Raw genomic sequence first — 26,091 nt, forward strand, 5'->3', positions numbered from 1 at the left:
CCTTCGACATCGGTTCGGTCTGGATGCTGTCGATGGGCGAGCCGGCGGCGTCATAGCCGCCCTCGAGATAGATGCCGGCATTGTTCACCAGCACGTCGCAACCGCCGAGCTTGCTTTCGAGATGACGCGCCAGCGCACGGATTCGCTTGGCATCCGTGACATCGAGCTTGAAGAACTCGATCGCTCCGGCCTTCGGGCCCAGCTCCTGCTTCAGCGCCTTGGCGGCTGCCTTGCCCTTGGCGGCATCGCGCGCCGTCAGCACCACATGAAAGCCCTGTTCCGCCAACTGGAGGCAGATCTCGCGACCGATCCCCCGATTGCCGCCCGTCACCACGGCTACGCCCTGCGCCTTCGCCATCCCGATCCCCTTTTCCCAATTCCGTCCAGGGCCCGCCAAAAGCGGCCCCCAACCCAGTTGACGCCCTCCCGCGTTTCCGCACAACCCCAGGATTTTTCAGGATATTTCGGCCGATCCTGGGGCGGAACGGCATCGGGCTTATGGTAACCAAATAGCTACGCTTGGTCCTTAAGGTCGGCTTGAAGCAGCCGAGGGCTTTCCATGCCCCGGCTCGGCACAGAAGGACTGACCCCGGTGACACGTTTCCTCGTCACACCAGAGAACCCGACCGGATGGCGCCTCGAGGACATCCTCAGCGAGATCCAGAAGGACATCATCCGACGCTGCAGCAAGATCCTCGAGGATCCGAGTCCCCTTGCGGCGCCGGTGCGATACAACAATGTCCGCATCATGGGCATGCTGACCGAGTGCATCAAACTGGCCGAGGATTCCTCGCGCCTGTTGAACACGATCGGTCCGAGCCAGGCCGCCAATGGCGGCCCGCCGCGCATCGGTCTGCCCTGAGGCCCTGAGCTCCCCGTCCTGGCGATCCGACCGAAATTGACAGGACTGCCGGCGCCCCCATAAGCACGGGGGCGATCGGAATCAGACGCCCATCACCACGAGCGCATCGACCGCGACGACGCCCTTGCCCTTTGGCAGCACCATCAGCGGATTGACGTCGAGCTCGACCAGCTTGTCGCGATGGGCATAGGCATAGGCCGCGATCGCCATCACCGCATCGACCGCCGCATCGATATCGCCGGCGGGCTTGCCGCGATAGCCCTTCAGCAGCTTGGCGATCTTCAGCCCGGCAACCGCCTTCGCGACATCCTCCCGCGCGGTCGGCAGCAATAAGGTCGCGGCATCCTCGACCATCTCGACCAGGATGCCGCCGGCGCCGACGACGAGGATCAGCCCGAACTGCGGGTCGCGTTTCACCCCGACGATCAGCTCCGCGACCACATCCGAAACCATGCGCTCGATGAGGAAGCGCTCGGGCCGGGCGCCCGGCTTGTAGCGCGCCAGATTCTCGCCGATCGAGGCCACGGCCGCCTTCACCTCGTCGGCGCTCTTGAGGTTGAGCTTGACCGCGCCGGCTTCGGTCTTGTGCGCCAGCACCGGCTCGGCCAGCTTGCCCACCACCGGAAAACCGAGCGCCGTCGCCGCTGGGCCCGCTTCGGCGGCGTTGACCACGCGGTTCTCCGGCACCGTCAGGCCTTGCGCCTTCAGGGCCGCCTTGCCTTCCGCCTCGCCCAGCAGACGGGTCGTCGCCAGCACCGGCGGCAGGTTCGGCAGCAGGGCCGCTTCGATCGCGCCAGGCTTCATCAGGGCGCGACGGCGCTGTCCGAAACGCGCGGCACCGGCGAAGGCGTCGATCGCGGTCTGCAGACCCTGCAGCGGCGTGCCGCCCGACTTGACCACATGATCGCGCGCTTCGGTCGGCATCAGCTCCGAGAGCGAGCTCGTCACCAGCGCCGGCTTGCCATGGATCCGGCCCGCACGGATGAGCGCATCGGTTGCGATGAAGCAGGCGTCGTAGCCGCTCTTGTCGTCGACCGGGAAATCGATCACCAGCATGGCGGCGTCATAGTCGCCGTGGAGCGCCGTCTCGAAACATGTCTCGAGCTTGTCCTTATGCCCCCAGAGCGAGGTGTTGTAGTCCAGGGGATTGGAGACCGAGGCGAAATGCGGCAGCTGCTCGCGCAAGGACGCGGCGGTTTTCTCAGGGAATTGCGGCAGCTCGACCCCGACCTCGGCCGAGCGGTCGGCCGTCATCAGGCTGTCGCCGCCCGAGCAGGTGAAAACGAGCAGGCGGTTGTCCTCGGGCGCACCGGAGATCGACAGCAGCTTCGCCGTCTCCAGCAGCTCGGAAAGCTCGCGCACGCGCACGACCCCCAGCCGATCGAACAGCGTGCTGAAGAGCTTGTCATTGCCAGCGAGCGAGCTGGTGTGGCTCATGGCCAGCTTGCTGCCCAGCTCCGAATTGCCGGCCTTCAGCACCACCACCGGCTTGCCGGCCTTGAGCGCCTTCAGGGCCGCCCGCGCGAACCGCGCGGCGTCCGGCATGCCTTCCATATAGAGGCCGATGACCGACACGAGCGGGTCGTCGGCCAGGCATTCGATGTAATCGGCGATGTCGAGCACCGCCTGATTGCCGCAGGTGATGACATAGGAAAGCGGCACCGACCGCTGATGGTTGGTGAGGTTGAGCGCGATGTTGCCGCTCTGCATCACCAGCGCCACGCCGCCCTTGGAGCGGGCCCAGCCGGGCCCCGAGGCGAACATGGCGACACCGTCGACATAGTTGAGCAGGCCGTAGCAATTGGGGCCGACCACCGCGAGATCGCCGGCCGCCGCCACCAGCGCCTTCTGCAGTTCCTTGCCCTCCTCGCCCACCTCGGCGAAGCCCGCGGCATAGCAAACCGCCCCACCCGCACCCATCCGCGCCAGCTCGCCCACCATCTCCACCGTCATTTCGCGCGGCACCGCCAGGAACACGGCATCCGGCGGCTCCGGCAGATCGGCCAGCGTCTTCACGCAAGGCAGCCCGGCGATCTCGGGATATTTGGGATTGACCGGCCAGATCTTGCCGGCGAAGCCGGCCTTCTGGCAGAGCTCGATCGGAACGGCGACCCCCTGGCCGCCGACAAAGGCGACATGGCGGGGCGAAAGCAGGCGGCGCAGATTAGCCAGGCGGCGTTTCTGCCGGTCGTCGGTCACGGAAGCGGACATGGGCGTCGGGTCGATCGCGATGTTCATGGGAAGGGTTCGAGAACTCTGGGGACCAGTCTGGCCGAGACGGGCCGGGCTGGCTAGGTCCGGTCCGGAGGGTTCATGCGGCGGCCACCGGGCCCATCAGATGTTCGCCGCCATCCAGGATCAGCGTCGTGCCCGTCATGTAATCGCCCGCCGGCGACACCAGGAAGGCGACGAGCTGCGCCACCTCTTCCGGCCGGCCCATCCGCTTGACCGGCAGGCGCTGGATATCGGCGGCCATTTCCGCCGCGTCGTATTGCGCGAGAGCGGGCGTGTCGATGGTGCCGGGAGCCACCGCATTGATGGTGATGCCATGCTTGGCCCAGGCCAGGGCCAGCGACTTGGTGAGGTTGATGACCCCGGCACGCGCCGCGCCGGCATGGGCCGAGCCGGGCAAGCCCTGAAACAGCGACAGGACGATATTGACGATCCGCCCCGGCCGCCGCGCGGCAACCAGCCGTTCGCCGACCGCCTTGGTCACATGCCAGGTCCCATTCAGATTCAAATCCACCACCGCGCGAAATCCATTGGCGCTGATCGCCAGCGGCTCGGCGTGGAACTGGCCGCCCGCATTGTTCACCAGAATGTCCGGCAACCAGTCGTCGGCCTGCAGCCGATCCAGGAGCAGATCGACCTCGGCCTCCTTGCGGATGTTCAAGGGCTCGGCACGGACGGCGATCCCGGCCTCGCCAAGATCGGCCGCCGCGCGTTCCAGCCGATCGCCGTCGCGCGCGGCGATAACGACCCGCGCGCCCAACCGGCCCAGCTCCTGTGCGATGGCCAAACCGATCCCCGTGCCGCCACCGGTGACCAGGGCCGTGCGCCCGGCGAGAAGACCGGGGCGGAAAATCTTGGAGGCGGCATCAGGGGCGGTGGCGGACATGACGGGCGGGCCTGGAAACCGACAAGAAACCGGCTGGAAGCCCTGGCTCATCGGGCGGGGAACCGCTTCTTAGCCGGTCTGACACAACCCGTCGAGGGCAGCGGCCTTGGGGCCACCGGGCGCGCGCCCCGGATTGGCCACAATTAATGCGCAGCGGCTCTTGGCCGCGAACATCGAAAGAACGAGCCACCCGCGATTGACGCCGCCCACCGCCAGGGAGAGGATGCCGCCATTGCGCACCATTTAAGGACGACTCCGCTCATGTTCCGGTCCTTCGCTGCCAGCCTCGGCCTTGCCCTTGTCCTGCTCGCGGGGCCGGTCCTTGCCACCGAGATTCCGAAAGAGCAGCTCGACAACGATTTCAAGAGCTGCATGCAGTCCTGCTCGCAGAATTTCGATCAAACCAAATGCACCGGTTTTTGCAATTGCGCGAACGATGGCGCGAAGTCGCAGTTCACGTATGAAGAGTATCAAAAGCTCGCGGCCGATCTCAACGCGGCGACGCTGGCGAACCCGGACTCCCTCAACAAGCTGAAATCGATCGCTTCGAGCTGCAAGACGAAGTTCCTCCAGCCCTGAGCGGCCGGAGCGCGATCATCGGCATGAGCTCAGCGTCGCGTCATCGCCTCGATGCGCTGGCCGCCCATATTGGCGGCCGATGGGAGGGCGACGGCGGCATCGAAGTCGATCGCCCCTGCGAACCCGCGGATGCCCGCTCGGCTGCGGACTTGCCGCTGGTCTTCTCCGCCCAGGCCTTCGGACAATTGACATCCCCCGCCCCGCGCGCAGTTCTGACGGTCGAGGGCCTGGCCTTGCCCGCGGGACGGTTTGCCGGCCTGATCCGGGTGTCGCGGCCCCGCTACGCCCTGGCGAAACTTCTGCCGCTGTTCCTGCCGGAGGCGCGGCTCCAACCGGGCGTCCATCCCTCGGCCATCGTCGATGCCAGCGCGCGGATCGCCCCTGACGCTTTCGTAGGACCCTTTACCCAGATCGGTGCCCGCGCCGAGATCGGCGCCGGCTGCATTCTCGACGGCAACGTCACCATTGGCGAGGGATCGCGGCTGGGTCCCGGCTGCCGGCTCCACGCCGGCGTGCGCCTGGGTCCCGGCGTGATCCTGGGCGCAGGGGTGATATTGCATTTCAATGTCTGTCTCGGGGCGGACGGGTTTTCCTATGCCACGCCGGAGCCGGGCAGCGTCGAGACCTCGACGCTGGGAGATCGGGTCCAGACCCGGAACCAGGCCATCGAGCGGATCCCCTCCCTGGGCCGGGTGGTGATCGGCGACGATGTCGAGATCGGCGCCAACAGCGCCGTCGATCGCGGCACCGTCGGCGATACGGTGATCGGACGAGGGACCAAAATCGACGATCTGGTGATGATCGGCCATAATTGCCGGATCGGTGAGGATTGCCTGATTGCCGGTCAAGTCGGCATTGCCGGAAGCTGCCAGATCGGGAATCGGGTGGTGCTGGGCGGCCAGGCGGGAATCGCCGATCATGTGACCATCGGCGACGACACAGTGGTGATGGCCTCGTCTGGGGTCGGCCGGGATCTGGCATCGGGCCTGGTGGTCGGGGGAACGCCCGCCATGCCCCGTCAGCAGTTTTTGGAGCAGTTGCTGGGGCTTGCACGGCTCAAGCGAATAGCGGAAGAAATAAGAGGGTTGGGGGAACGAGTCAGGGGGCTGGAACGTAGTAAGGACCGGCCCGATACGTGACCAGAAGGGGAGAAAGCAGCAGTGATGTCGGCTATCGAGGACAAGGTAATCGAGATTATCGCCCGCGAAAGTGGTTTGGACCGGGCGCGAATTTCGGGGAACTCGACCTTGAAGGATCTGGATATTCCGTCGTTGGATTTCGTGCAGATCATGTTCGCGATCGAGGAAGAGTTCAAAATCTATCTGCCGACCAACGATCCCCGCACGGAGACCGGTTCGGTGGCCGGGCTCGTGGCGGAGATCGAGCGGCAGATGACTGCCAAGACGGCTTGAGCGCGCGCTCCGGGTCATGAACCGCGTGGTCATTACCGGTGCCGGCTGCGTATCGGCGCTGGGACCGGATTTCGCGTCGACCTGGGCCGGAATGCGCGAGGGCCGTTCGGCGACCGCCACGCTCGAGGGCCTGCCTCTGGAGCGGATGCGGATCACGACCGGCGCTCAGGTTCGCGGCTTCAACCCCGCCCGCCACTTCCACGAAAAGAAGCTGCCGCTTTATGACCGTTTCACGCAATTCGCTCTGGTGGCCGCGCGCGAAGCGGTCAAGCAGTCGGGAATTACCCTGAACGGCGAGTTGGCTCGACGGTGCGCGGTCATTGTCGCGACCGGGATCGGCGGCCAGTCCACCCAGGACGAAGGCTTTCAGCGGCTCTACGGAGAGAAGGCCGATCGCCTCCCGCCGCTCACCGTGCCGCGCGCCATGCCCAGCGCCCCCACCAGCCATGTCTCGATGGAGTTCGGCCTGCGCGGGCCCGCCTTTGGCGTGACCTCGGCCTGCGCTTCCTCCAATCATGCCCTTACGGTCGCCTTCGACATGGTCCGCCTGGGCCGGGTCCCGGTTGCGCTCGCCGGCGGTGCCGAGGCCCCCCTGACCTTCGGCGGGATCAAGGGGTGGGAGGCGCTTCGGGTCGTATCGCCGGATGGCTGCCGTCCCTTTTGCCGCGACCGGCGCGGCATGGTGCTGGGCGAAGGAGCCGGCATGTTCCTGCTCGAGCCGCTGGAGGCAGCACGTGCGCGAGGGGCCCGTCCTTTGGCCGAACTGGTTGGCGCCGGCATGTCCGCGGACGCCGGCGATATCGTGGCGCCATCGGTCGACGGCGCCGCGGCCGCCATTGCCGGCGCGTTGGCCGATGCCGGTTTGGCGCCCGAGCAGATCGGCTATATCAACGCCCACGGCACCGCCACGCCGGCCAATGATCCGGCGGAAACCAAGGCCATTCGAAAGGTCTTCGGCCGCCATGCCGACCGCCTCGCCGTCTCCTCGACCAAGGCCGTCCATGGCCATGCGCTGGGGGCCGCCGGTGCCATCGAGCTGGTGGCCGTTCTGGGTGCTCTGACGGAGGATATGCTTCCGCCGACGGCGGGCTTCACCGAGGCCGATCCGGAATGCGATCTCGATTATGTGCCCAACCAGGCGCGCAAGGTCGCGGTCGAGGCCGCGCTCTCCAACTCCTTCGCCTTTGGCGGGTTGAATTGCGTTCTGGCGCTGAAACGCATCGATTCCTAGGACACAAGCACGCGCCAGCGGCTATAGATGCGTCCTGGCCCACGCCTTTGCCACAAGTGACCCTTCAAGGCGCCTTGTTTTGGTCTCACTATTCCCGATGCTGGGCGCTGAATAAATGGCGCGCCACCCATGAGGCGAATGCGTACTCCCATCACCGCCGAGCAGGCTGCCGCGCCGCGTCGCGGGACCTCCGCATTCCCGACCCACCCCGTGCGCCAGTCACTTTGCCGAAGGCTGTCTGACGGTTCCAGCGCGAGCCTGATGGCGCGCGCGCTGCTGCTCAGCCTCTGCCTGATGGCGCTGACCGGTCCCCTTCAGGCGCAGGACCTTCGCTATTTCCGCATCGGTACCGGGGCGCCCGAGACCAGTTACTTTCCGATCGGCGGCGTGATCGCCAGCGCGGTCTCCAACCCGCCGGGCGCCCGGGACTGCAATCAGGGCGGCAGTTGCGGGGTGCCGGGGCTGATCGCGCTCGCGCAGACCACCAACGGATCGATCGACAACCTCACCCAGATCGCCGCCGGCAACCTCGATTCCGGTCTCTGCCAGGCGGACATCGCCGCGGCGGCGGCCACGGGTCTGCCCCCCTTCGATGGTGGACGCGCCATTCCGGGTCTGCGCGCCATCGCGAACCTCTATCAGGAGGGCGTGCATGTGGTGGTTCATGCCGACGTCTCGATCGACAGCGTTGCCGATCTCAAAGGGCGGCGGGTAGCGATCGGGGAAAAAGGCTCCGATGCGATGGTGACATCGCTTCTGGTCCTGGGCGCCTATGGCCTCACCGAGAAGCGGATCAAGCCCGCCTATCTCGACCTGGCCGACGCGACCAAAAAATTCGCCGCACGCGAGATCGACGCGATCATCACGGTCGGCAGCTACCCGATCCCGGCCCTGGTCGACCTGGCCAGCGAAACCCCGATCAAGCTGGTGGCGCTCAACGACGATCAGGCCTCGGCACTTCGCGAGGCCAATCCCTATCTCACCGTGGATCTCATCCCGGCCGGTGCTTATGACGGCGTTGGCAGCACCGTCACGCTCGGCATCGGCGCGCTGTGGGTGGTGGACGAGAAGCTCGATGCGGAGCTGGTCTATGAGCTGACGCGCGCGCTCTGGCACAAATCGACCCGCCGGCTGCTCGACCAGGCCGGTCCGGTGGGTCAGAAAATCAAGCTCGATGCCGCGCTGCTGCGCCTGCCGATCCCGCTTCATCCGGGCGCCGCGCGCTACTATGCGGAGTTGGGCAAGGCAACGACCGGGACGTCGAACTGACGTCCGCCCCGGAGTCGCTGCCTCATTTTCAGCGGGTAATGCCTGCCCCGGCGCCGAAGCCACCTGAATTTCCGTCGGGGATCGACCCGAATTTCCCTGGGTATCAATACATCTTCCGGTCGCGCACTATCGCAAATTGACACAAGTTGGGGCATCCTCACTTGTGTCACTCTATGGCCGCCCTTCCGTAGCCCGGCCTCGTCCCCCAGGAGCATTGCCTGATGAGTATCCAACTCTTCGTCCCGACCTTCGCCATCGACGAGGTGCTCGCCGAAATTCGCGAATGTCTCGAACGGGGCTGGACCGGGTTGGGATTCAAGACCGTCGAGATAGAGAACCGGTGGAAGGAACATGTCGGGCTGCCGCATGCTCATTTCCTGAACTCAGCTACGGCCGGCCTGCACCTAGCGCTGAACGTCTTCAAGGAAGAATATGGCTGGCAGGAGGGCGACGAGGTCATCACCACGCCGCTGACCTTCGTCTCCACCAATCATGTCATCCTCTATGAAGGGCTGAAGCCGGTCTTCGCCGATGTCGACGAATATCTCTGCCTGGATCCTCGGTCCGTCGCCCAGCGCATCACGCCGCGAACGAAGGCGCTGATCTTCGTGGGCCTCGGCGGCAATACCGGCCGCTTCGAAGAGATCCAGACGCTTTGCGCCGCCCACGACATCAAGCTGATCCTGGATGCCGCCCACATGGCTGGTACGCGTCTCCATGACCGGACGCCCACGGGCGACGTCACCGTCTTTTCCTTCCAGGCGGTGAAGAACCTGCCGACGGCGGATTCGGGAATGATCTGTTTCGAGGATGGGCATCTGGATGAGATCGCCCGCAAGAAGACCTGGCTCGGCATCAACAAAGATACCTATACGCGCACCAGCGAAGGCGGAACCTACAAGTGGCTCTATGACGTCGAATATGTGGGCTTCAAGTATCACGGTAATTCTATCATGGCCGCGATCGCACTGGCGCAGCTCCCCTATCTCGAACGGGACAATGACCGCCGGCGCGAGATTGCCGCGCGCTACGACGCGGGCTTCCGCGGACTGGAGGCGATCTCGACCATTCCGGTCGCCCCGGGCTGCGTCTCGTCGCGCCACCTCTATCAGATCGCCGTCGCGAAACGCGACCAGATGATGGTGCATCTCAACGAATGCGGCGTGTTTCCCGGCGTTCATTATCTGTCGAACACCGACTACCGCATGTTTGCGGACTATCGCGGGCTCTGCCCGAATGCCGACCGCATGTCGGAGCGGATCATTTCGCTGCCGCTGCATCTTCGGCTCACCGATGCCGATGTGGACAAGGTCATCGAGAGCGTGATCCGCTTCCGCATCGGCATGGTTGCTTAAGCGCCCCCGAAGAGGACGTTCGCGTGAGCGGGCTCTGGCCGGCGGCGGAGCGGAAGCTGGCGGACGCGAAGTCCGCCGCCCATCCTCTCCGCTTCCAGATTCACGATGAGGCCGGCGGCACCATGGCGACCTTGCGTCCTCTGCTGGCCTCCGATCTCGCCGACGACCGCCTGGTCGCGACCCTCGCCCGCTGGCGCGAGGAGAACAAGGACCGCTTCCTCACCATCGTGCCGTTCGATCCGGAAGGCACCCGCCGATGGATGGGGCGATTTCCGGTCGGCGACCCGGGACGCATCCTGTTCCTGGTCGAAAGCCTGGATGGCGAACCGCTCGGACATTACGGTCTGCTGCTCGTCGGCGACGGCGAAGCCGAAATCGACAACACGCTGCGCGGCTCGTCTTACGGTCCTCGCGGGCTCTTCAGACAGGTGGCACAACAGGTGATCCGCTGGGCGATCGACGAGCTCGGCGCTCAAAGGCTGATTGTGCGGGTCATGTCCAACAACCCCGCCGCCATACGCCACCAGGAAAGCAACGGCTTCATCCAGGAAACCGTCCTGCCGCTGCGCGAGATCCGCGAGGGTGATATTATTCGCCGCGAGGTTGTTGCCTCGCATTCGGAGTCCAACCTGCCTTTTGGCCTGACGGTCTTGAACTATCCGATAGCCTTTCCGGCCGGCAAAGGACTTCGTCCCCACTAGCCCGCAACCAGAAGCTCATCACCGTGGAAGTGAGTGAAGCAATTGATTCGGCCGACTTTCCTATGTTCGGCGAATTTAAGAGCGCGAATATCGGTTTGGTCTGCCAGTACAAGCGCTTCCATCAGTTCGATATAGCTGCGATGCATGCGCCGACGACAAAGGAAGAGCTTATTTGCAAAGTACGCGAAAGGCGCCAGATCCTTTCGCCGCGAAAGGAAGTCGTTGATCGCCTGATTGACTCCGAGACATTCGGGGCTAATAAAATCGTCCGCGGCAATCACGCCTCCCGCCGCCAGGATCGACTCCGAAAGACGCAGGTCCCAAAGGACATCGTCATAGGCATGCGAACCATCGATACTGATGAATCTTGGCCGGCTGCCGCACACGGTTAATACATTCTTCGCCTTCAGGCTGGTCGATGGCTGTTCGATGAGCTTGAAATCGGCGCCGCCGAGGGCACGCTCCATATGCTCCCGGAGCAAGGCGGGGCTATTCAGCTGAAACGTATCTATACCGACGACGGTCGCCCCGGTCCGCCTCGCCGACCTTAAGAGCAATGAAAAATAGCGGCCGCAGTAAACACCGATCTCCAGAAGACTGCCCGTGATGCCCTGCTCACCCTGCCATCTCAGCAGCTCCATGGTTCTCAACGCCGCGAAGTCGAACAACCAACCGGGTATGGGTTGGACCCGCTCCGCCAAGAACGTCCGGTCATCCAGCTCCTGCATGACGCCTCTTCCTGCCTGCACCGAATTCGATTACGAAGGCTACTCGGTCTATTACTTTCCACAGCCTTGCAATAGCTTCAAGCAAGCTAGCAGCGGTCTCGACAGCCAGCCGGCAAGGTGCCTAGAGGTCGCACATGTTCGCGGATGCAAAGGCTCATATTTCCCTGTCGATCATAGCGGCATTCTTCGGCCGGTTCGAGATCAACCAGATCGCATTGGGCCGCTTCGCAGAAGCCCTTGACCAGATCTTTGCACCGGCACCGGCCGACATCGAGGTCATCGTCGTTTTCGCCGATAGCCGGTGGCAGACCCTGCCGACCGCCCAATCGCTGAGCTCGGCATATGCCAGCGTCACGACGCTGACCGCTCCCGAGGAGGACTGGTCGCCGGCTCGCCTCTTCAACCGAGGCCTGGCCTCCGCAGCAGGGCAGCGCGTGCTATTTGCCAGCGCCCGGGACCTCCTGTCCCCCCGCATCGTTGATTCGCTGGCTGCGGCGTCCCGGAGCGACGGACCCATAGACGAGATCCTCGCAATCGCCGATCACGATATCGCTGGACGTTACGGGCTGCCACACGGCTTGTCGGGTGAGAATCTCTATGGCTGGTTGCTGAACGGCCCCCTGCTCTCTCCGTCCAGCGTCGCCATCCCTCGCAGGCTACTGGAAGCCATAGGGGGCTTCGATCCATCGCCGCTGATGCAGCGGTCGGCCGAATGGGACCTCCTGCTTCGGCTCGCTCGATCGTACAATTTCACCTTTCTCGACGGGACGCAGCGTCGCCAACCGGTCGTAGCCGATATGGCCGCGCATTTCCCCGCACCCGTCCCTGTTTCGGACGACCTGCAACGACGTTATCTGTCGCGGCGGCTCCGGCCGTCGGACACTCGACAATCATCATTCCTGAAGGACATTCCAGAAGGTGACGTCGCCTATCTCCTGCGCCGCAGCGCCTCGTTGGCGCGATCCGATCCGCCGGCGGCCTCGCCGGCCACGGATCGCCCAGGCCCTCTGAAGATTACCGTGACCGGCGGTCCCTGGGAATATCATCACAACCGGCTCTGCTTCTTCAACTATGTCGACAATCTCGAGGGCAGCGGATTTGCCACCTACAAATCGCTCTTCGATCATCTTGTTACCCGAAATGACATCGCCGGCAGCGATATCGTCATTCTTTCTCGCTGCAAAGTGGACAATGTTCGGAACATCATCGGATGGTGCCGCGACCTTCGAATCCCCTCGATTTACATGATCGACGACAACTGGCTCACGGTTGCGGCCGACTGGCCGGACCTTTACAAAGCCAGCTTCAGCCGCGGCACTCCCAACTACGAGAATTTCTTGTTTGGGATCAGCAATGCCGACCACGTCCTTACATATAACCGCCTCCTGATCTCGGACCTTGCGCCCTACGCCCGCCAGGTCATCAGCCTTCCGAACAGCGTGGATCTTGCGGCATTCGAGGCGACGCCGCGGCCCGCCTCCGAACGGTTTCTGATCGGTTACAGCGGATCCGCACGTTTCACCGACGCTCCTTTCGCGGCCTTGGGCGAAATAGGAAGAGCAAGAACCGATGTGGATCTGCTCGTTTTCGGCACCGTTCTCCCGCATCAACGAAACCTCATTGCGGGATGCCGCATCATCGAGCTCCCCCATCTTCCCTACGAGCAATATGCCCGGGAGATCCGCAAGACCGGCGTGGATATTCTCCTGGGTCCGCTCGACGACACGCGCACGTCGCGATCCAAATGCCCGAACAAATACCTTGAGACCACCGCTGCCGGGGCGGTCGGCGTCTATTCCGATGTCGAGCCCTATATCTGGTGCATCCAACAGGGCGAGAACGGCGTTCTCGTCCATGATCATAGCCAAAAGGAGGCATGGCGGCAGGCTGTCGAGGGGCTTCTGGATAAGGATCTTCTGGGAACCATGCACGCGACGGCTCGCACCGATATCGCGACAAGCTTCGATGTCCCGGTTGTCGCGAAGCAGTTTGCCGCCTTGATGCGGCGCGTTCACGCTGCAAGAGAGTTTCGCCGATAATGGCGAACGTGACCCTGGTTTCGCATTCGCCTCTGCTTTCCGGCGCGGAACGCATGCTGGTCAATCTCGCGGTCGGCCTTGAGCGAGGAACTAGACATCGCGCGACGGTGTTGATACCCGAGGCGTCCCTCGGGCCGATGCCCGCGACGTTGGCAAGCGCGGGCATCAAGTGGCAAGAAGCTCCGGCCACACGCTGGTACTTGTTCGAAGATTCGCAAGAAGCCGCGGAATACGCGCGTCATGTTCTCAGATCCGCCGAGGCTTATGCGGATCTGTACTGGCAGACAAAGGCCGACGTCGTGGTCGTGAATACCCTCACGAATCTCGAGGCGCCTCTGGGAGCAAGGATGGCGGGCCTGCCCTATATTCTCTGGGCCCACGGCATTCTCGATCCGGGGCAAATCCGGCGATTCGATTGGCTCAAGACAGTTGCGGACGGCATCGCACTGGAATCCGCCAGTCGCATCGTATGCTGTTCGTCTTGGACTGAAAGTCATTTCCGCCTGCTTGCCCGGCCCGGGATCGTCTGCACAATTCCCAATTGGACCGATCTCGATCCGCGCCCGATTCAGAGAGCTGCGAGCACCCGATTCTGCGTGCTTGGCACATTGGAACGTCACAAGGGGATCGATATCGTCATTCAGGCGGTCCGACTCCTGCGGGACAGTGGCATCGAGATCGGTGTCGACGTCTATGGTGACGGTCCGCTTGGCAGCTCGTTACAGGATCTCACACGAAAACTCGGCGTTTCCGATCTAGTCGCCTTCCCTGGCCGCACGAGCAATGCGGGTCTTGTCTATGCCCAGGCTTTCGCCACCATAGTGCCATCGCAGATTGAGCCTTTCGGCATGGTAGCGATCGAATCCATGGCTGCCGGAACACCGGTCATCGCGGCGCGAACCGGCGGTTTGATCGATATCGTCGAGGATATGGTCACGGGGCTGCATTTCACCCCGGGAGATGCGAACGACCTTGCGCAGAAGATAAGGATAATGAGGGAAACGCCGGGCGCATCGAAGAGGTTCGCGCAAGCCGGGAGGAACCGAGTCGTCGAACGATATGATGGCAGAACATCCCTGGGTGAGTTTGATCGGATGTTGAGGCAGGTGGAGGCGGAATTCGCCGGCTATCGAGAAGCCGACCCGATCGGGCTGAACGCCCTGCGGCTTCTGTCGGCAATCGACGGCGAGGTGATTCACCCCGTCGCGGCGGTTGCTGTTCCCAGCGACGCCGAGCGCGAGCTGGCGGCGATCCGGGCATCGACCTACTGGAGGATGGGCGTCCCGCTTCGCCGCTTTCTTTCGGGCAGCCCTCGACTGAGAAACTATCTTCGAGGCGCGGCGCGTTTGACACGACGCGCATTGACCGGCCGGGCTCCACGATGAGCCGGAATCTGCGATTCGACCGGCCGACTCGGCGCCTGCCAGTTCGATGATCAGCTCATATCCGCTTTACCGACATGGAATCCGCTGCCCAGCAACTGTTATTTTGCGGCGGACTGAACGACTCGGTGAATTTCCTCATGCCTAAGGTTTCAGAACTCGTCGCCGACACGGTATGGGCCGCCGGGAGCGCCTGGAAGGGCGCCGATCCCGAACTCTCCATCTTTCTCCCGACGTTCCGTCGCGGCCGGGATGGACTGCTTCAGGCGGCAATCGACAACATCCGGGGCCAGACTTTCCGCGACTTCGAGCTCATCATCATTGACGATGCTTCGACCGACGGCAGCGCCGACATCATTCGCCGCGCGATGGCCGATGACGGACGCATCGGCTGTCTCACCCATCCGCGCAATATCGGCCTTCCAGCAGTATCCGAGTTCGAGGCCTATCTCAAGTCGCGGGGCCGTTTCATCGGTTTTGCATTCGACGATTTCATCTTCGATCCGGGCGCCTTCGAACAGCTGTTGCCAGCGGCGCGGGCGCATCCGCAATCGCTCGTCCACGGCTATGCGGACATGGTGGGATCGGACGGCCACGTCAACACTCTGGGGAAGGCCGAAATTCCCTATGGCAACCTGGCAAGGTACAACTTCATCGCGAATGCGAGCGTCGTCGTTCCGAGGACTATCGTCGAACAGGTCGGCTTCTTCGATCCGCATGTTCTCGCCGCGCGTGAGTGCGACTGGGATCTCTGGCGTCGCATTCACCGCCATTATCCGATCATCCGGGTTCCCGCCTTCATGGGACGCGAGATGGGTCCCTCGCTGGCCGACAGCCTGGGAAGGGTCTATCCCGTCTACAAAGACGTCAGGGATGAGTTCAATTCCAGTCGCTCGCCCGGTGATTTGCTGCCTGGAAACCTTCCCGACCGCGATGTGACCGCGGTTCCGGAAGCGTCATCGCACTGGTTGAAGGCCGCCACGGCCGCCGCCGGCAATTTCTTCGAGGACAAGGCCTGGATCAGTCCGTCGCGTGGCGGGGGGGCGGTTGATCGCGACATACTCGCCGCAGCCACACGACCGACCGTTGGCGTGCTCGGTCATATGGATGCTTCGGTTTCGCTCTGTTTCGACGGAATCAGGGAGCAATACGGACCAAGTCTTCGCTTCATCGATCTCTCGGCACCATACGCCCGCCAGCTACAGGCGGCGATGACATGTGATGCCATCATCATCGTGCGGTTCCTGCTCGACGATTCGATCCAAGCGCTGACCGAAGCATGTCTCATGGCGAGAATCGATCTCTACTACCTCGCCGACGACAATTTCATCGAGTTGGCGCGTGAAGACAGGAGCTTCGCGAGATACAAGATCGGGAACATGAGACGGGCCTTGCGCAGATTCAAGGCGGTTCTCGCGACGTCGCCCAGTCTGGCCGGCTACTACACGGCAGAAAATCTGCATGGCGATGTCCGACCCTTCGGGCCCGTGTTCGATCGAATCGCACTGGAAAAGTATCGACGAATTCTGCAGGAACCCCATCCTTCCTCGCTACGCATTGGATTCATCGGCGGCGACTTCCGGCGGGCCGATCTGGAATGCAATGTCTATCCCGCCCTGGAGGCAGTCGCCAAGCAAGGCGCTGTCGAGTTGTTCGCCAGAAGATCGCCGAAGCCGAAGGCTTGGACGAGACCGCGCCCGCCGGTCGCATTCCGCGATGTGCCGCCCGTCTATCTCTATGACGACTTCGCCGAACGCTGGCGCAGGCCCGGCATCGACATCCTTGTTCACTCGAAAGGCGCCAGCTCGAACATCGCTTACAAGACCGACAGCGTCTTGCTGACCTCGCTTTATCTGGGCGCGGTTCCCCTGGTGACGGACGAGATAGCATTCGCCAGGGCAGGAGAAAATGAAGGAATCATCAAGGTCAATGGCGCATCAAGCGAATGGTCGGCAGCCATTGAACGGGTGCGGGACGCGAATGTCCGGGCCGAACTCATGAAGCGGCTCGAAGCTTATTGCCGGAGTCATTTCGATCCCGCATACAACGCCGGCGTGTTTGAGACGATCCTGGCCTCGGCCAAGCCTGCCGGTATCGGCGATCGGCTTGAGCGCTTTTCCATGATTATCGAGAAGACCGCCACGCGGCTCATCGAGGCCGAGGCACAGCTGGGGTCGCGAGCTTTCCGCCTCGCCGTCCGCCTTCGAAAGCTGGCCAACATCGCGCGCCATGGCTCTCGCTGGCTTCGCCGGGGCTGAAATGCGCGGAGCAGTCCCCGACCAAGGGACTCAGGCGAACAACCGATCAGGCGGACTTTCGAATCGTAACGCTATAAATCCCGTCCGACTCGGTCGACTCGACCAGCTCATGGCCGGTGGTCCGGCAAAAATGCACGAAATCCCGAGGCGCGCCCGGGTCGGTCGCCAGCACCTTGAGCAGACCGCCGGCCGCGACCTCCTTCATCGCCTTGCGCGCGCGCAAGACCGGCAAGGGGCATTTGAGATTGCGGGCATCGAGGGTGGTTGTCATGCGACAGGGAACGTCCCAGGGTTGGGCCACATCCTAGCAAAATCCGAGGCCAGCGGCAGTCCGGGCGGCTGGAATCCTGGACGAGGCAAGGTTTTTGCCGATGATCGGGCCGCCAGCGGCTATGCTCCGGGCGCGATCATTTCGAGGTCTACCGGATTTTGCGATTCGACGTCTTCACCACGGTTCATGAGCAGGTCGACACCTCGCCGAAGGTTTCGGACGAGGTCAAGACGACCACCTGCTACATGTGCGCCTGCCGCTGCGGAATCAAGGTCCATATCAAGGACGGACGGGTCCGCTATATCGAGGGCAATCGCGACCATCCGGTGAACAAGGGCGTGCTGTGCGGCAAGGGCTCGGCCGGCATCATGACCCAGAACTCGCCGGCCCGGCTGCGCAAGCCCCTGAAGCGCGTCGGCGAGCGCGGCCAGGGCGAGTTCGTCGAGATCGAATGGGAAGAAGCGCTGCTGCTGGCGACCCAGTGGCTGTCCGAGGTCCGCTGGCGCGATCCCAGGAAACTCGCCTTCTTCACCGGCCGCGACCAGAGCCAGGCCCTCACCGGCTTCTGGGCCAAGGAATTCGGCACGCCCAATTATGCCGCCCATGGCGGGTTCTGCTCCGTCAACATGGCCGCCGCCGGGCTCTACTCGATCGGCGGGTCGTTCTGGGAGTTCGGCGAGCCGGACTGGGACCATACCCGGTACTTCGTCATGTTCGGCGTCGCCGAGGACCATGCCAGCAACCCGATCAAGATCGGGCTGGGCAAGCTCAAGGGCCGGCCGGCGGACCATGGCGCCAAGTTCCTCTCGATCAACCCGGTGCGCACCGGCTATTCCGCGATCGCCGACGAATGGCTCGGCATCCGGCCGGGCAGCGACGGGCTGTTCGTGCTGGCGCTGATCCATGAGCTGCTCAAGGCCGACAAGATCGATGTCGACTATCTGGTGCGCTACACCAACGCCTCATGGCTCGTGATCCGGGCGCCCGGAACGGCGCAGGACGGGCTCTTCGCGCGCAACAGCGAAGGCCAGCCGCTGGCCTGGAACAAGCAAGCCAACGCGCCCGTCACCGCCTATCAGGCCGATCTCGATCCGGGGCTGATCGGCGAGTTCACCTTGCCCGACGGTCGGCACGCCGTCCCTGCGTTCCAGCTCATGGCGGAGCGCTATCTCGATCCGCGCTACTGCCCGGACGCGGTCGCCGAGGAGACCGGCATTCCGGCCGACACGACACGGCGGATCGCCGCGGAGCTGGCGCACGCGGCCTTCGAGCAGGAAATCCGCCTCGACATTCCCTGGACCGACTGGCTCGGGCGTCACCACGACCATGTGATCGGGCGGCCCGTGAGCATGCATGCGATGCGCGGCATCTCGGCCCATTCGAACGGCTTTCATACCTGCCGCTCGATCCATCTCCTGCAGATGCTGTTGGGCTCGATCGACTGCCCGGGGGGCTTCCGCCATAAGCCGCCCTATCCGAAGCCGGTGCCGCCGGCACCCCTGCCGGCGGGCCATGCGCTCGAGATGAATCCCGGCGAGGCTTTGGGCGGCATGCCGCTGGGATTCCCGACGGGCCCTGAGAATCTGCTGGTCGATCCCGACGGCACGGCGCGCCGCATCGACAAGGCCTTCAGCTGGGAGGCGCCGCTCGCGGCCCATGGGTTGATGCATATGGTGATCGCCAACGCCTGGGCGGGCGATCCCTACCCGATCGACGTGCTGTTCCTCTACATGGCCAATATGAGCTGGAACTCGGCCATGAACAGCAGCGGCACGATGAAGATGCTTTCCGACAAGGATCCGGCGACCGGGCAATACAAGATTCCGCACATCATCTATTCCGATGCCTATGCCTCGGAGATGGTCTCTTATGCGGACCTGGTGTTCCCCGACACCACTTATCTCGAGCGCCATGACTGCATCTCGCTGCTGGACCGGCCGATCTCGGATGCCGATGGCTGCGCCGACGCGATCCGCCAGCCGGTGATCCAACCCGACCGCGACGTGCGGCCCTTCCAGGACGTGCTGATCGATCTGGGCGCGCGCCTCGGTCTCAAAGGCTTCACCACGCCTGAGGGTGAGCCCCGCTATCCGGGCTTCTATGCCGATTACATCGTCAATCACGAACGCCGTCCGGGCATCGGACCGCTGGCCGGCTGGCGAGGCGCCGACGGCGACAAGATCGGCCGCGGCGAGGTCAATCCGAATCAGCTCGAGATGTACAAGGCCAATGGCTGCTTCTGGCGCCATGAGCTGGAGCCGAATCAGCGCTATTATCGCTTCGCCAATGCCGACTATCTGCGCTGGGCGACCCAGATGGGGTTCATCGACCGCCCCGAGCCGATCCAAATGCAGATCTATAGCGAGGTGCTGCAGAAATTCCGTCTCGCCGCCGCAGGGTACGGAAGGATGCAGCCGCCGGACGCGCATCGCGAGCGGATCGCCACCTATTTTGACCCCCTGCCCTTCTGGTATCGCCCACTCGAGCAGGAAGCCGGCAATGAGGCGGCGTTCCCGCTCTACGCCATCACGCAGCGCCCGATGGCGATGTATCACAGCTGGGGCTCGCAGAACGCCTGGCTCCGCCAGATCCACGGCCATAACAAGCTGTTCGTGAACCGCCGCACCGGCGAGGCGCTGGGTCTGGCGGACGAGGACTGGGTCTGGATCGTCAGTGCGCATGGCCGCGTCAAGGCACCCATCAAGCTGATGGAAGGCGTCGACGAACGCACCGTCTGGACCTGGAATGCGATCGGCAAGCGCAAGGGCGCCTGGGACCTTTCGCCCAAGGCGCCGGAATCCGAGCAGGGATTCCTCCTCAATCACGTGATCTCGGAATTGCTGCCACCGAAGCCCGATGGCCATCGCTACTCGAACAGCGATCCGGTCACCGGCCAGGCCGCCTGGTACGATCTCAAAGTGCGGCTGGAGAAATGCACGCCGGCTGAAAGCGGCCGCACCGAGCCACAATTCCCCGCCGCCAAACCGATCCCGGGCGCGCCCAAGCGCCCGAAGCGGCTGCGCTATGGCGCCGCCTTCCGCGGACGGAAGGAGAAGGTGTGATGATGCATTGTTGCAGCTGCCACCCCTCCCCCTACCCCCTCCCGCAAGGGGAGGGGGCGAGGAAATGGGACGCGACCTCAATTCCAAATCGCGATCGAAGCTCAGAAGTAGAGCGAAGCGATCACATCGACTTAGGGGGTAGGGGGAGGGGTATCGCGCAAGACAAAACGCGCCGGAGGGCGGCCGCATGACCTCCCTCCCCGCCCATCCAACCGGCAAGCAGCTCGGGCTCGTCATCGATCTCGATATCTGCGTCGGCTGTCACGCCTGTGCGGTGAACTGCAAGGAGTGGAACAGCGGCGGCCAGATGGCGCCGATGACGGACGAGGATCCCTACGGCCCCAATCCGCTCGGCGTCTGGTTCAACCGCATCCACAGCTTCGAGGTCGGCGAAGGCCGCGAGAGCCAGACGGTGCATTTTCCCCGCTCCTGCCTCCATTGCGCGGAGCCGGCCTGCGTCACGGTCTGTCCGACCGGCGCTTCCTACAAGCGCGCCGAGGACGGGATCGTCCTGGTCAATGAAGATATCTGCATCGGCTGCAAGCTCTGTTCCTGGGCCTGCCCCTATGGCGCGCGCGAATATGATTACGATGTCGGCGTGATGAAGAAATGCACCCTCTGCGTCGACAAGATCTACAATGAGAATCTTCCCGAGATCGATCGTGTGCCGGCTTGCGTGGCCACCTGCCCCGTCGGCGCCCGCCATTTCGGCGATCTGGGCGATCCCGAATCCTCGGTCTCGCGACTGGTGGCCGAGCGGCAGGGCTATGACCTGATGCCCGAGCAGGGCTACCGCCCGACCAACAAATATCTGCCGCCGCGCCCGCGCAAGAACAGCTGCGAGGCCGGCAGCGGTGCGCCAGCACGTCTCGAATCGCTCGGCAACGGCAACATCGGCAATGTGCTGCTGCGCTGGGTCGATCGGGCCCTGTCGCGATGATCGGCTGCGCCTGACATGCATCCCGCCTTCTCGGTTATCTTTTTCACGACAATGTCCGGCGCTGGATATGGGCTGCTGGCCCTGATGAGCCTGCTGGGGTCGCTCGATCGCCTGCCGGCCGATCGCTGGTTCGGCCTCGCCGGCCTGGGTCTCGGCCTTGCCGCGGTCTCGATCGGCCTGCTCTCTTCGACCTTCCATCTGGGCCATCCCGAACGCGCCTGGCGCGCTTTCTCGCAATGGCGCACCTCCTGGCTGTCGCGGGAGGGGCTGATCGCCTGCATCACCTTCCTGCCGACCGGCCTCTTCGCGCTGGGCTGGGTGCTGCTGCAGACTCATGACGGCATCTGGGCGGTTTTCGGGTTCGCGACCTTCCTGCTTTCCCTGGTGACGATCGCCTGCACCGCGATGATCTATGCCTGTCTGAAGCCGATCCCGCGCTGGTCGAACGGCTGGACCCTACCCGTTTACCTGGCGCTGGGGCTGATGACCGGCGCGCTTTGGCTCGACGCGCTGGCGCTGGCCTTCGGTCTGGGCGATCCGCTGCAGGCCTGGATCGCGCTGGGATTGATCCTGGTCGCGACCGCCGTGAAGCTCGGCTATTGGCGCCATATCGATGCCGCCGCTCCGCGCAGCACCGCCGAAAGCGCCACCGGTCTCGGCGCGCTGGGCAAGGTCAGGTTGTTCGAGGCGCCCCATACCGGCGAGAATTATCTGATGCGGGAGATGGGATTCCGCATCGCCCGCAAACATGCGGCGAAACTGCGCCGGATTGCGCTATTGTTGGCCTTCGGCCTGCCGCTGTTGCTGACGCTGCTGCTGTTCGTGCTGTCGCCGATCGCAGGCATCGCGGTCGCTTTCCTGGCTGCGATCTCGGGCATGGCCGGCGTGTTCGTGGAGCGGTGGCTGTTCTTCGCGCAGGCCCGCCATGCCGTGACGCTTTACTACGGAGCCAGCGAGGTCTGATGGCGATTCCGAGGACAGCCGACATCGTCGTCGCCGGCAGCGGCATCGTCGGGCTGGCGCTCGCCTGGCGCCTGGCGCGCAGCGGATTTAAGATCGTCGCCTTCGATGCCGGCGTCGCCGGCGGCCAGATCAGCGCTGCGACCTTCGCCTGGATCAACGGCACCTCCAAGACCGAGCATGAGGCCTATCACCGGCTGAATCGCGCCGGTGTCGACGCTTACGAGAAGCTGGCCCGCCAGATTGGCGCCTCGGCGATCGGACTTGCCGGCAACGGCTCGCTGCAATGGGCAGGGCCGGACAAATCCCATCTGTTCGACCGGATGCGCGATCAGGGCGGCGTCCTGCGGCGCTGGGGCTACAGCGCGGACTGGGTCGACGCCCCGGCCATGCGCCGGCTCGCTCCCGGCTTGGCCTTCCCCGATGGTGCGGAAGGATTGTTCGCCTCGCTCGATCGCTGGATCGAGGTGCCGCGGCTGCTGGGCTGGCTCAAGGCGCAGCTGGCCGAGCGCGGCGCCATCCTGCGCGAGAATTGCGCCATCAAGGGATTGGATCGCGCGGCCGACGGCTCGGTGCGCGCCGCCGTCACGGCCGAAGGCGTCATCCCTTGCAGGCATCTGGTCATCGCCGGCGGGACAGCTGCCGCCTCGATCGTCGAACTGGCGACGGGCCGCAGCGGCTTTCCGGTCGAGGAGCTGGCAGGGCTGCTGGTGGAGACGCCGGCCACGCCCTTGGCGTCGGGCTTCGACATGGTGCTCTGGTCGCCGGACGAGACCGGCTTTCATCTGCGCCGGACGCCGGGCGGCGGCCTGCTGCTCGGCGCCGACGATATCGATACCCAGATCCGGGCCAATCCCACCGAGGCCAGCCTGCTGTCCGGACGCCAGACCCTGATCGAGCGCGCGCTCGATTGGATGCCGGACCTGCGCAAGATCGATCTGCATCGCGGCGCCACCCACCGGATCGGCCGGCGCGCCATGCCCGCCGACGGCCATTCGATCCTGGGACCGCTGCAGGATACGCCCGGCGCCTTCGTCGCGGCGACGCATAGCGGCGTAACCCTGGCGCTGGCAATCGCCGATCTTCTGGCCGAGGAGATCACCACCGGCACCATGCCGGCGGCACTGGCGCCGTTCCGGCCGGCGCGCTTCGGCTTCTGACGCCGTCAGCCGCGCGCCGGCTCCGCCGCCTGCGGCACCAGCAGCACGTCGAGGATCGCCGCGCTGACGATGAGCGCGCCGCCGATCATCTCGCGCAGGCCGAAGGGCTCGTCGGTCAGGAGGACCGACGAGATCACCCCGACCGGCACCTCGAACATCAGCAGCAGGGCCGAGCGCACCGGCGACAGCTGCCCCGCGCCCCACAGGCTCAAGCCCGCCGTCGGGATCAGCCAGAAGGCGGCTATGGCCAGGAGCCAGGGCCAATGATCGGTGATGGCGTTCGCCGGGAAAGGCGGCACGGGGCTGAGGATCAACGGCATCAAGAGGAGACCGACAAGAACCGCACCGGCGAATTGTGCGTAGGTCTTCTCGAAGGCACCGGCCGGCCCTCCCAGGCGAACGAGCACGATTCCGAGCGCCCAGCAGACGCCCGAGGTCAGCCCGAACCAGTCGCCCAACGAGCGCGGAAACGGGAAGCCGTTCTCGAAACCCATCAGCACGATCATGCCGACCAACCCCAGCGCGATCGTGCCGAAGCGCGCCGGCGTGACCGGCGTGCCGATGATGAGGCGCTCGAACAGCACGCTCCAAACCGGCATGAGATAGAACAGCAGCAGCACGCGCACGATCTCGCCGACCAGCAGGCCATCGGCATAGAGGATGCTCGAGCTGCCGATCAGCAGGCCGGTGCCGGCCAGGAGCCATCCCCCTGATCGGAAATGTTGGCGGCGCCACAGCACCACCGGCAGCAGAAGGAGAACCGGCGTCGCGAAGGTGAGGACGGCGACCCAGGGCCCGTCGACGCCGCGCGCCGCCAATTGGCGCATCGGCCACCACAGCGTGCCCCAGAACAAGGCGGAGCCGGCCACCGCGAGGTTGGCCAGCAGCAGCCCGCCGGCGATGACCTTCTCAGACGAGCGTGCCATAGCCTAGAGCCTGCGCCTCGCGCTCCTGGATCAGGATGGTTTCGTAAGCGTCATCGGCGAGGATTTCCACACCGGCAATCAGCAGCGCCTCGCGCGCCCAGGCGAGGTCCGGCTCGATCAGGGCTTCCTTGAGCCCGTTTCTCATGCGCGCGAGATCGTCTTCCGTCGTCTCCCGCGCCGTCACATAAGGCAGCGAGGGCACCGAGGGACTGGCCGCGACAACGCGCGTTCCGTAGAGCAGCTCGGGCTGATGGCGCATCACGACCGCATAGGTGACGCAATCGATCGCGGCAAAATCCGCCCGATCCTCGCGCACCGCCGCGATGCTCTTGCGATGACCGCCGGTCTCGATCGCCTGCGAGACGAAATGACCGTTTCTTGCCAGAGGCGCCAGCATCGCACGCAGCACATTGTAGCCCGACTGGGAGTCCGTCGAATTGTAGGCGACCCGCGTGCCCCGGAGCTCGGCGAGCTGCATCAAAGGGCTCGCCTCGCGCACCACGATCCAGCTGCGGTAATGGGCGCCTTCGCAGCCGGGTGCGTCATAGACCGGCGTCGCCACCACCTTGAGCCGCTGGCGGAAGCTCTTCATCAGCGGATAGCCGCAAGTCTGGGCGAAGACCAGATCGGGCCGCGCCCACAACTCATATTCGGGCATGCCGCGGGTCAGGCGCTCCGGCAAGCCCTCGAGCCCTTCATGGCGGAAAGCGCGGGCGAGGCCCGACCACCAGGCGTCGGTCGCCGCATGCAGCAGCGGCGGGTCATACATCGGCAATCCGGCAATGGTCATGAGGAGCTGCTGCCTGCGAAACGGCGGACATCGTCCGCGATGTCGTAGTAGTCGCCCTTGTCGGCGACAAAGATATGGCGGCCAAGATGGAGACCCGTGGGCTGGTCGAGGCTGCCGGTGGCGATGTCGATTGTCTTCCGGTTCGTCGCCTGCCAAAAGAGCTTGGAACCGCATTCGCGGCAGAACCCGCGTCGCGCCGTGGCGGAAGACTGATACCAGCGCAGATTTTCGCGGCCGTCGATGACCACGCTTTCGACCGGCAGGCCGCCGGTATAGCTGCCGGGGGCACCATGCTGGCGGCGGCATTGGCTGCAATGGCAGTTGCTCACCGGGTTGAGCGTCGCGAAAACGCGATAGCGCACCGCGCCGCAGAGGCAATGCCCCGTCGCGGTGGGCCCCGTCGCCGTGGGAGCGCCGTCCGCAGCCCGCGATGTCATGAGCGGGTGGCGGTCAGCATCGAGCCCGAAAGCTGATCCGCATCGTCATGGATTTCATAATAGTCGCCTTTGTCGGCGACGAAGATATGGCGGACGGTCTTCAGGCCGGTCGGCGCGTCGAGCGAGCCGGCGGCGATGGACACCCGGCCGGTCCCGATCGGCTCCCAGAACAGGCTCGAGCCGCAGACCCGGCAGAAACCCCGGCGCGCCTTGTCCGAGGAGCGGTACCAGGCCAGGGATTCCTCCCCTTCGAAGCGGATATGCTCCCAGGCGGCCTGGGTGTAGCCCGGCGGGGCGCCGTGCTGACGCCGGCATTGGCCGCAATGGCAGACCACCACGTCCCGCAAGGGTCCATCGATCTCGAACCGGATCGCCCCGCACAGGCAGCGGCCGGTCGCATGGGTGGGCAATTGTCGGATTTGGCTCATTCCTGCCGGTCCTGGCCGCCTCAAAGGATCGCCCAGCAAGCCGGACACGGCGCTGGGCGAGAGGCCAATTATGGCGGCGGGGCGCCGGCTTGTCATCCGCCCAACCTGGCGCCCGATCCGGCGGGGACTGCCGCCGGGAGGAGCAAAGCGCCGCGCCAGCCGGGGCAGGAAAGTTAACAACTT

Annotated in this window: 25 protein-coding genes; 15 read left to right on the plus strand and 10 right to left on the minus strand. The window is 64.5% G+C overall.

The genetic code is table 11. The features are described from left to right. A partial coding sequence (locus ACREE8_RS13435; RefSeq protein ID WP_431573513.1) for an SDR family NAD(P)-dependent oxidoreductase occupies positions 1 to 358 on the minus strand: 358 nt, incomplete at its 3' end. Between the two features lie 234 nt (positions 359 to 592). On the opposite strand from ACREE8_RS13435, the gene ACREE8_RS13440 reads away from it, so the two are divergent. Beyond that, complete coding sequence (locus ACREE8_RS13440) at positions 593 to 862, plus strand: hypothetical protein (protein ID WP_431573514.1); 270 nt, start codon at positions 593 to 595, stop codon at positions 860 to 862. An 81-nt stretch (positions 863 to 943) separates the two neighbouring features. Here ACREE8_RS13440 and ACREE8_RS13445 read toward each other — a convergent pair whose 3' ends face one another. The 3 genes from ACREE8_RS13445 to ACREE8_RS13455 all read right to left on the minus strand — a co-directional run bounded on the left by ACREE8_RS13445 (position 944) and on the right by ACREE8_RS13455 (position 4,223). Continuing rightward, positions 944 to 3,100, minus strand: a complete 2,157-nt coding sequence (locus ACREE8_RS13445) for an acetate--CoA ligase family protein (protein WP_431573515.1) — start codon at positions 3,098 to 3,100, stop codon at positions 944 to 946. A 73-nt stretch (positions 3,101 to 3,173) separates the two neighbouring features. Next, positions 3,174 to 3,980, minus strand: a complete 807-nt coding sequence (locus ACREE8_RS13450) for an SDR family oxidoreductase (RefSeq protein ID WP_431573516.1) — start codon at positions 3,978 to 3,980, stop codon at positions 3,174 to 3,176. A gap of 69 nt (positions 3,981 to 4,049) precedes the next feature. Continuing rightward, positions 4,050 to 4,223: a hypothetical protein gene (locus tag ACREE8_RS13455; protein ID WP_431573517.1), complete on the minus strand. Its 174-nt coding sequence runs from the start codon at positions 4,221 to 4,223 to the stop codon at positions 4,050 to 4,052. Between the two features lie 18 nt (positions 4,224 to 4,241). Between ACREE8_RS13455 and ACREE8_RS13460 the strand changes: the two genes are divergently transcribed. From ACREE8_RS13460 to ACREE8_RS13490, 7 genes are all read left to right on the plus strand, one after another. After that, a complete protein-coding gene (locus ACREE8_RS13460) occupies positions 4,242 to 4,559 on the plus strand; it encodes a hypothetical protein (RefSeq protein WP_431573518.1) in 318 nt (105 codons plus the stop codon). A 23-nt stretch (positions 4,560 to 4,582) separates the two neighbouring features. Continuing rightward, entirely contained in the window at positions 4,583 to 5,698 is a 1,116-nt protein-coding gene (lpxD, locus tag ACREE8_RS13465; RefSeq protein WP_431573519.1) for a UDP-3-O-(3-hydroxymyristoyl)glucosamine N-acyltransferase, read from the plus strand. A 24-nt stretch (positions 5,699 to 5,722) separates the two neighbouring features. Then, positions 5,723 to 5,971, plus strand: coding sequence for a phosphopantetheine-binding protein (locus ACREE8_RS13470; RefSeq protein ID WP_431573520.1), 249 nt, complete (start codon positions 5,723 to 5,725; stop codon positions 5,969 to 5,971). A gap of 16 nt (positions 5,972 to 5,987) precedes the next feature. Beyond that, positions 5,988 to 7,202 carry a beta-ketoacyl-[acyl-carrier-protein] synthase family protein gene (locus tag ACREE8_RS13475; RefSeq protein WP_431573521.1) on the plus strand — a complete coding sequence of 405 codons (1,215 nt, stop codon included), beginning with the start codon at positions 5,988 to 5,990 and terminating at the stop codon, positions 7,200 to 7,202. A 138-nt stretch (positions 7,203 to 7,340) separates the two neighbouring features. Beyond that, on the plus strand, positions 7,341 to 8,471 hold the full coding sequence (locus tag ACREE8_RS13480; protein WP_431573522.1) for a TAXI family TRAP transporter solute-binding subunit: 1,131 nt from the start codon (positions 7,341 to 7,343) through the stop codon (positions 8,469 to 8,471). Positions 8,472 to 8,692: 221 nt separating this feature from the next. Then, positions 8,693 to 9,826: a DegT/DnrJ/EryC1/StrS family aminotransferase gene (locus ACREE8_RS13485; protein WP_431573523.1), complete on the plus strand. Its 1,134-nt coding sequence runs from the start codon at positions 8,693 to 8,695 to the stop codon at positions 9,824 to 9,826. A gap of 23 nt (positions 9,827 to 9,849) precedes the next feature. After that, the gene (locus tag ACREE8_RS13490; protein WP_431573524.1) at positions 9,850 to 10,527 is read left to right on the plus strand and encodes a GNAT family N-acetyltransferase; all 678 of its coding nucleotides are present in this window, start codon (positions 9,850 to 9,852) and stop codon (positions 10,525 to 10,527) included. On the opposite strand, the gene ACREE8_RS13495 is transcribed toward ACREE8_RS13490, so the two are convergent. Next, positions 10,524 to 11,255: a class I SAM-dependent methyltransferase gene (locus tag ACREE8_RS13495; protein WP_431573525.1), complete on the minus strand. Its 732-nt coding sequence runs from the start codon at positions 11,253 to 11,255 to the stop codon at positions 10,524 to 10,526. The genes ACREE8_RS13490 and ACREE8_RS13495 overlap by 4 nt on opposite strands. Positions 11,256 to 11,389: 134 nt before the next feature. Between ACREE8_RS13495 and ACREE8_RS13500 the strand changes: the two genes are divergently transcribed. The 3 genes from ACREE8_RS13500 to ACREE8_RS13510 all read left to right on the plus strand — a co-directional run bounded on the left by ACREE8_RS13500 (position 11,390) and on the right by ACREE8_RS13510 (position 16,934). Next, entirely contained in the window at positions 11,390 to 13,294 is a 1,905-nt protein-coding gene (locus ACREE8_RS13500) for a hypothetical protein (protein ID WP_431573526.1), read from the plus strand. Beyond that, complete coding sequence (locus ACREE8_RS13505; protein WP_431573527.1) at positions 13,294 to 14,679, plus strand: glycosyltransferase family 4 protein; 1,386 nt, start codon at positions 13,294 to 13,296, stop codon at positions 14,677 to 14,679. The genes ACREE8_RS13500 and ACREE8_RS13505 overlap by 1 nt, the downstream gene beginning before the upstream one ends. A 74-nt stretch (positions 14,680 to 14,753) precedes the next feature. Beyond that, positions 14,754 to 16,934, plus strand: coding sequence for a glycosyltransferase family 2 protein (locus ACREE8_RS13510; RefSeq protein WP_431573528.1), 2,181 nt, complete (start codon positions 14,754 to 14,756; stop codon positions 16,932 to 16,934). Between the two features lie 46 nt (positions 16,935 to 16,980). Here the strand turns inward: ACREE8_RS13510 and ACREE8_RS13515 are convergent, their stop codons facing one another. Then, positions 16,981 to 17,205, minus strand: coding sequence for a sulfurtransferase TusA family protein (locus tag ACREE8_RS13515; protein WP_431573529.1), 225 nt, complete (start codon positions 17,203 to 17,205; stop codon positions 16,981 to 16,983). A 158-nt stretch (positions 17,206 to 17,363) separates the two neighbouring features. Between ACREE8_RS13515 and ACREE8_RS13520 the strand changes: the two genes are divergently transcribed. The 4 genes from ACREE8_RS13520 (at position 17,364) to ACREE8_RS13535 (ending at position 23,327) form a co-directional block, all read left to right on the plus strand. After that, a complete protein-coding gene (locus ACREE8_RS13520) occupies positions 17,364 to 20,267 on the plus strand; it encodes a molybdopterin oxidoreductase family protein (RefSeq protein ID WP_431573530.1) in 2,904 nt (967 codons plus the stop codon). 187 nt (positions 20,268 to 20,454) lie between these two features. Then, positions 20,455 to 21,207, plus strand: coding sequence for a 4Fe-4S dicluster domain-containing protein (locus tag ACREE8_RS13525; protein ID WP_431573531.1), 753 nt, complete (start codon positions 20,455 to 20,457; stop codon positions 21,205 to 21,207). Positions 21,208 to 21,222: 15 nt separating this feature from the next. Further along, the gene (locus ACREE8_RS13530) at positions 21,223 to 22,170 is read left to right on the plus strand and encodes a dimethyl sulfoxide reductase anchor subunit family protein (protein WP_431573532.1); all 948 of its coding nucleotides are present in this window, start codon (positions 21,223 to 21,225) and stop codon (positions 22,168 to 22,170) included. Further along, complete coding sequence (locus tag ACREE8_RS13535) at positions 22,170 to 23,327, plus strand: NAD(P)/FAD-dependent oxidoreductase (protein ID WP_431573533.1); 1,158 nt, start codon at positions 22,170 to 22,172, stop codon at positions 23,325 to 23,327. Before ACREE8_RS13530 ends, ACREE8_RS13535 begins: the two co-directional genes overlap by 1 nt. Before the next feature lie 5 nt (positions 23,328 to 23,332). Here ACREE8_RS13535 and ACREE8_RS13540 read toward each other — a convergent pair whose 3' ends face one another. The 4 genes from ACREE8_RS13540 to ACREE8_RS13555 are packed head-to-tail and all read right to left on the minus strand — an operon-like array spanning position 23,333 to position 25,908. Then, positions 23,333 to 24,253: a DMT family transporter gene (locus tag ACREE8_RS13540; protein ID WP_431573534.1), complete on the minus strand. Its 921-nt coding sequence runs from the start codon at positions 24,251 to 24,253 to the stop codon at positions 23,333 to 23,335. Further along, positions 24,237 to 25,043 carry a phosphate/phosphite/phosphonate ABC transporter substrate-binding protein gene (locus ACREE8_RS13545; RefSeq protein ID WP_431573535.1) on the minus strand — a complete coding sequence of 269 codons (807 nt, stop codon included), beginning with the start codon at positions 25,041 to 25,043 and terminating at the stop codon, positions 24,237 to 24,239. The genes ACREE8_RS13540 and ACREE8_RS13545 overlap by 17 nt, the downstream gene beginning before the upstream one ends. Then, on the minus strand, positions 25,040 to 25,480 hold the full coding sequence (locus ACREE8_RS13550; RefSeq protein WP_431573536.1) for a GFA family protein: 441 nt from the start codon (positions 25,478 to 25,480) through the stop codon (positions 25,040 to 25,042). The genes ACREE8_RS13545 and ACREE8_RS13550 overlap by 4 nt, the downstream gene beginning before the upstream one ends. Next, positions 25,477 to 25,908 carry a GFA family protein gene (locus ACREE8_RS13555; protein ID WP_431573537.1) on the minus strand — a complete coding sequence of 144 codons (432 nt, stop codon included), beginning with the start codon at positions 25,906 to 25,908 and terminating at the stop codon, positions 25,477 to 25,479. The genes ACREE8_RS13550 and ACREE8_RS13555 overlap by 4 nt, the downstream gene beginning before the upstream one ends. Positions 25,909 to 26,091: the final 183 nt, after the last annotated feature.

It is taken from the genome of Hypericibacter sp. (assembly GCF_050729195.1).
In the GTDB taxonomy this organism is placed as follows: Bacteria; Pseudomonadota; Alphaproteobacteria; order Dongiales; family Dongiaceae; genus Hypericibacter.

Excerpts from the sequence above, each read along its gene's own strand:
- ACREE8_RS13495 (WP_431573525.1), bottom strand. The coding sequence starts at position 11,255 with ATGCAGGAGCTGGATGACCGGACGTTCTTGGCGGAGCGGGTCCAACCC.
- ACREE8_RS13530 (WP_431573532.1), top strand. The coding sequence starts at position 21,223 with ATGCATCCCGCCTTCTCGGTTATCTTTTTCACGACAATGTCCGGCGCT.
- ACREE8_RS13555 (WP_431573537.1), bottom strand. The coding sequence starts at position 25,908 with ATGAGCCAAATCCGACAATTGCCCACCCATGCGACCGGCCGCTGCCTG.
- ACREE8_RS13505 (WP_431573527.1), top strand. The coding sequence starts at position 13,294 with ATGGCGAACGTGACCCTGGTTTCGCATTCGCCTCTGCTTTCCGGCGCG.
- ACREE8_RS13445 (WP_431573515.1), bottom strand. The coding sequence starts at position 3,100 with ATGAACATCGCGATCGACCCGACGCCCATGTCCGCTTCCGTGACCGAC.
- ACREE8_RS13460 (WP_431573518.1), top strand. The coding sequence starts at position 4,242 with ATGTTCCGGTCCTTCGCTGCCAGCCTCGGCCTTGCCCTTGTCCTGCTC.
- ACREE8_RS13510 (WP_431573528.1), top strand. The coding sequence starts at position 14,754 with ATGGAATCCGCTGCCCAGCAACTGTTATTTTGCGGCGGACTGAACGAC.
- ACREE8_RS13535 (WP_431573533.1), top strand. The coding sequence starts at position 22,170 with ATGGCGATTCCGAGGACAGCCGACATCGTCGTCGCCGGCAGCGGCATC.
- ACREE8_RS13480 (WP_431573522.1), top strand. The coding sequence starts at position 7,341 with ATGCGTACTCCCATCACCGCCGAGCAGGCTGCCGCGCCGCGTCGCGGG.
- ACREE8_RS13500 (WP_431573526.1), top strand. The coding sequence starts at position 11,390 with ATGTTCGCGGATGCAAAGGCTCATATTTCCCTGTCGATCATAGCGGCA.
- ACREE8_RS13545 (WP_431573535.1), bottom strand. The coding sequence starts at position 25,043 with ATGACCATTGCCGGATTGCCGATGTATGACCCGCCGCTGCTGCATGCG.
- ACREE8_RS13470 (WP_431573520.1), top strand. The coding sequence starts at position 5,723 with ATGTCGGCTATCGAGGACAAGGTAATCGAGATTATCGCCCGCGAAAGT.
- ACREE8_RS13475 (WP_431573521.1), top strand. The coding sequence starts at position 5,988 with ATGAACCGCGTGGTCATTACCGGTGCCGGCTGCGTATCGGCGCTGGGA.
- lpxD (WP_431573519.1), top strand. The coding sequence starts at position 4,583 with ATGAGCTCAGCGTCGCGTCATCGCCTCGATGCGCTGGCCGCCCATATT.
- ACREE8_RS13550 (WP_431573536.1), bottom strand. The coding sequence starts at position 25,480 with ATGACATCGCGGGCTGCGGACGGCGCTCCCACGGCGACGGGGCCCACC.
- ACREE8_RS13540 (WP_431573534.1), bottom strand. The coding sequence starts at position 24,253 with ATGGCACGCTCGTCTGAGAAGGTCATCGCCGGCGGGCTGCTGCTGGCC.
- ACREE8_RS13525 (WP_431573531.1), top strand. The coding sequence starts at position 20,455 with ATGACCTCCCTCCCCGCCCATCCAACCGGCAAGCAGCTCGGGCTCGTC.
- ACREE8_RS13485 (WP_431573523.1), top strand. The coding sequence starts at position 8,693 with ATGAGTATCCAACTCTTCGTCCCGACCTTCGCCATCGACGAGGTGCTC.
- ACREE8_RS13450 (WP_431573516.1), bottom strand. The coding sequence starts at position 3,980 with ATGTCCGCCACCGCCCCTGATGCCGCCTCCAAGATTTTCCGCCCCGGT.
- ACREE8_RS13515 (WP_431573529.1), bottom strand. The coding sequence starts at position 17,205 with ATGACAACCACCCTCGATGCCCGCAATCTCAAATGCCCCTTGCCGGTC.
- ACREE8_RS13455 (WP_431573517.1), bottom strand. The coding sequence starts at position 4,223 with ATGGTGCGCAATGGCGGCATCCTCTCCCTGGCGGTGGGCGGCGTCAAT.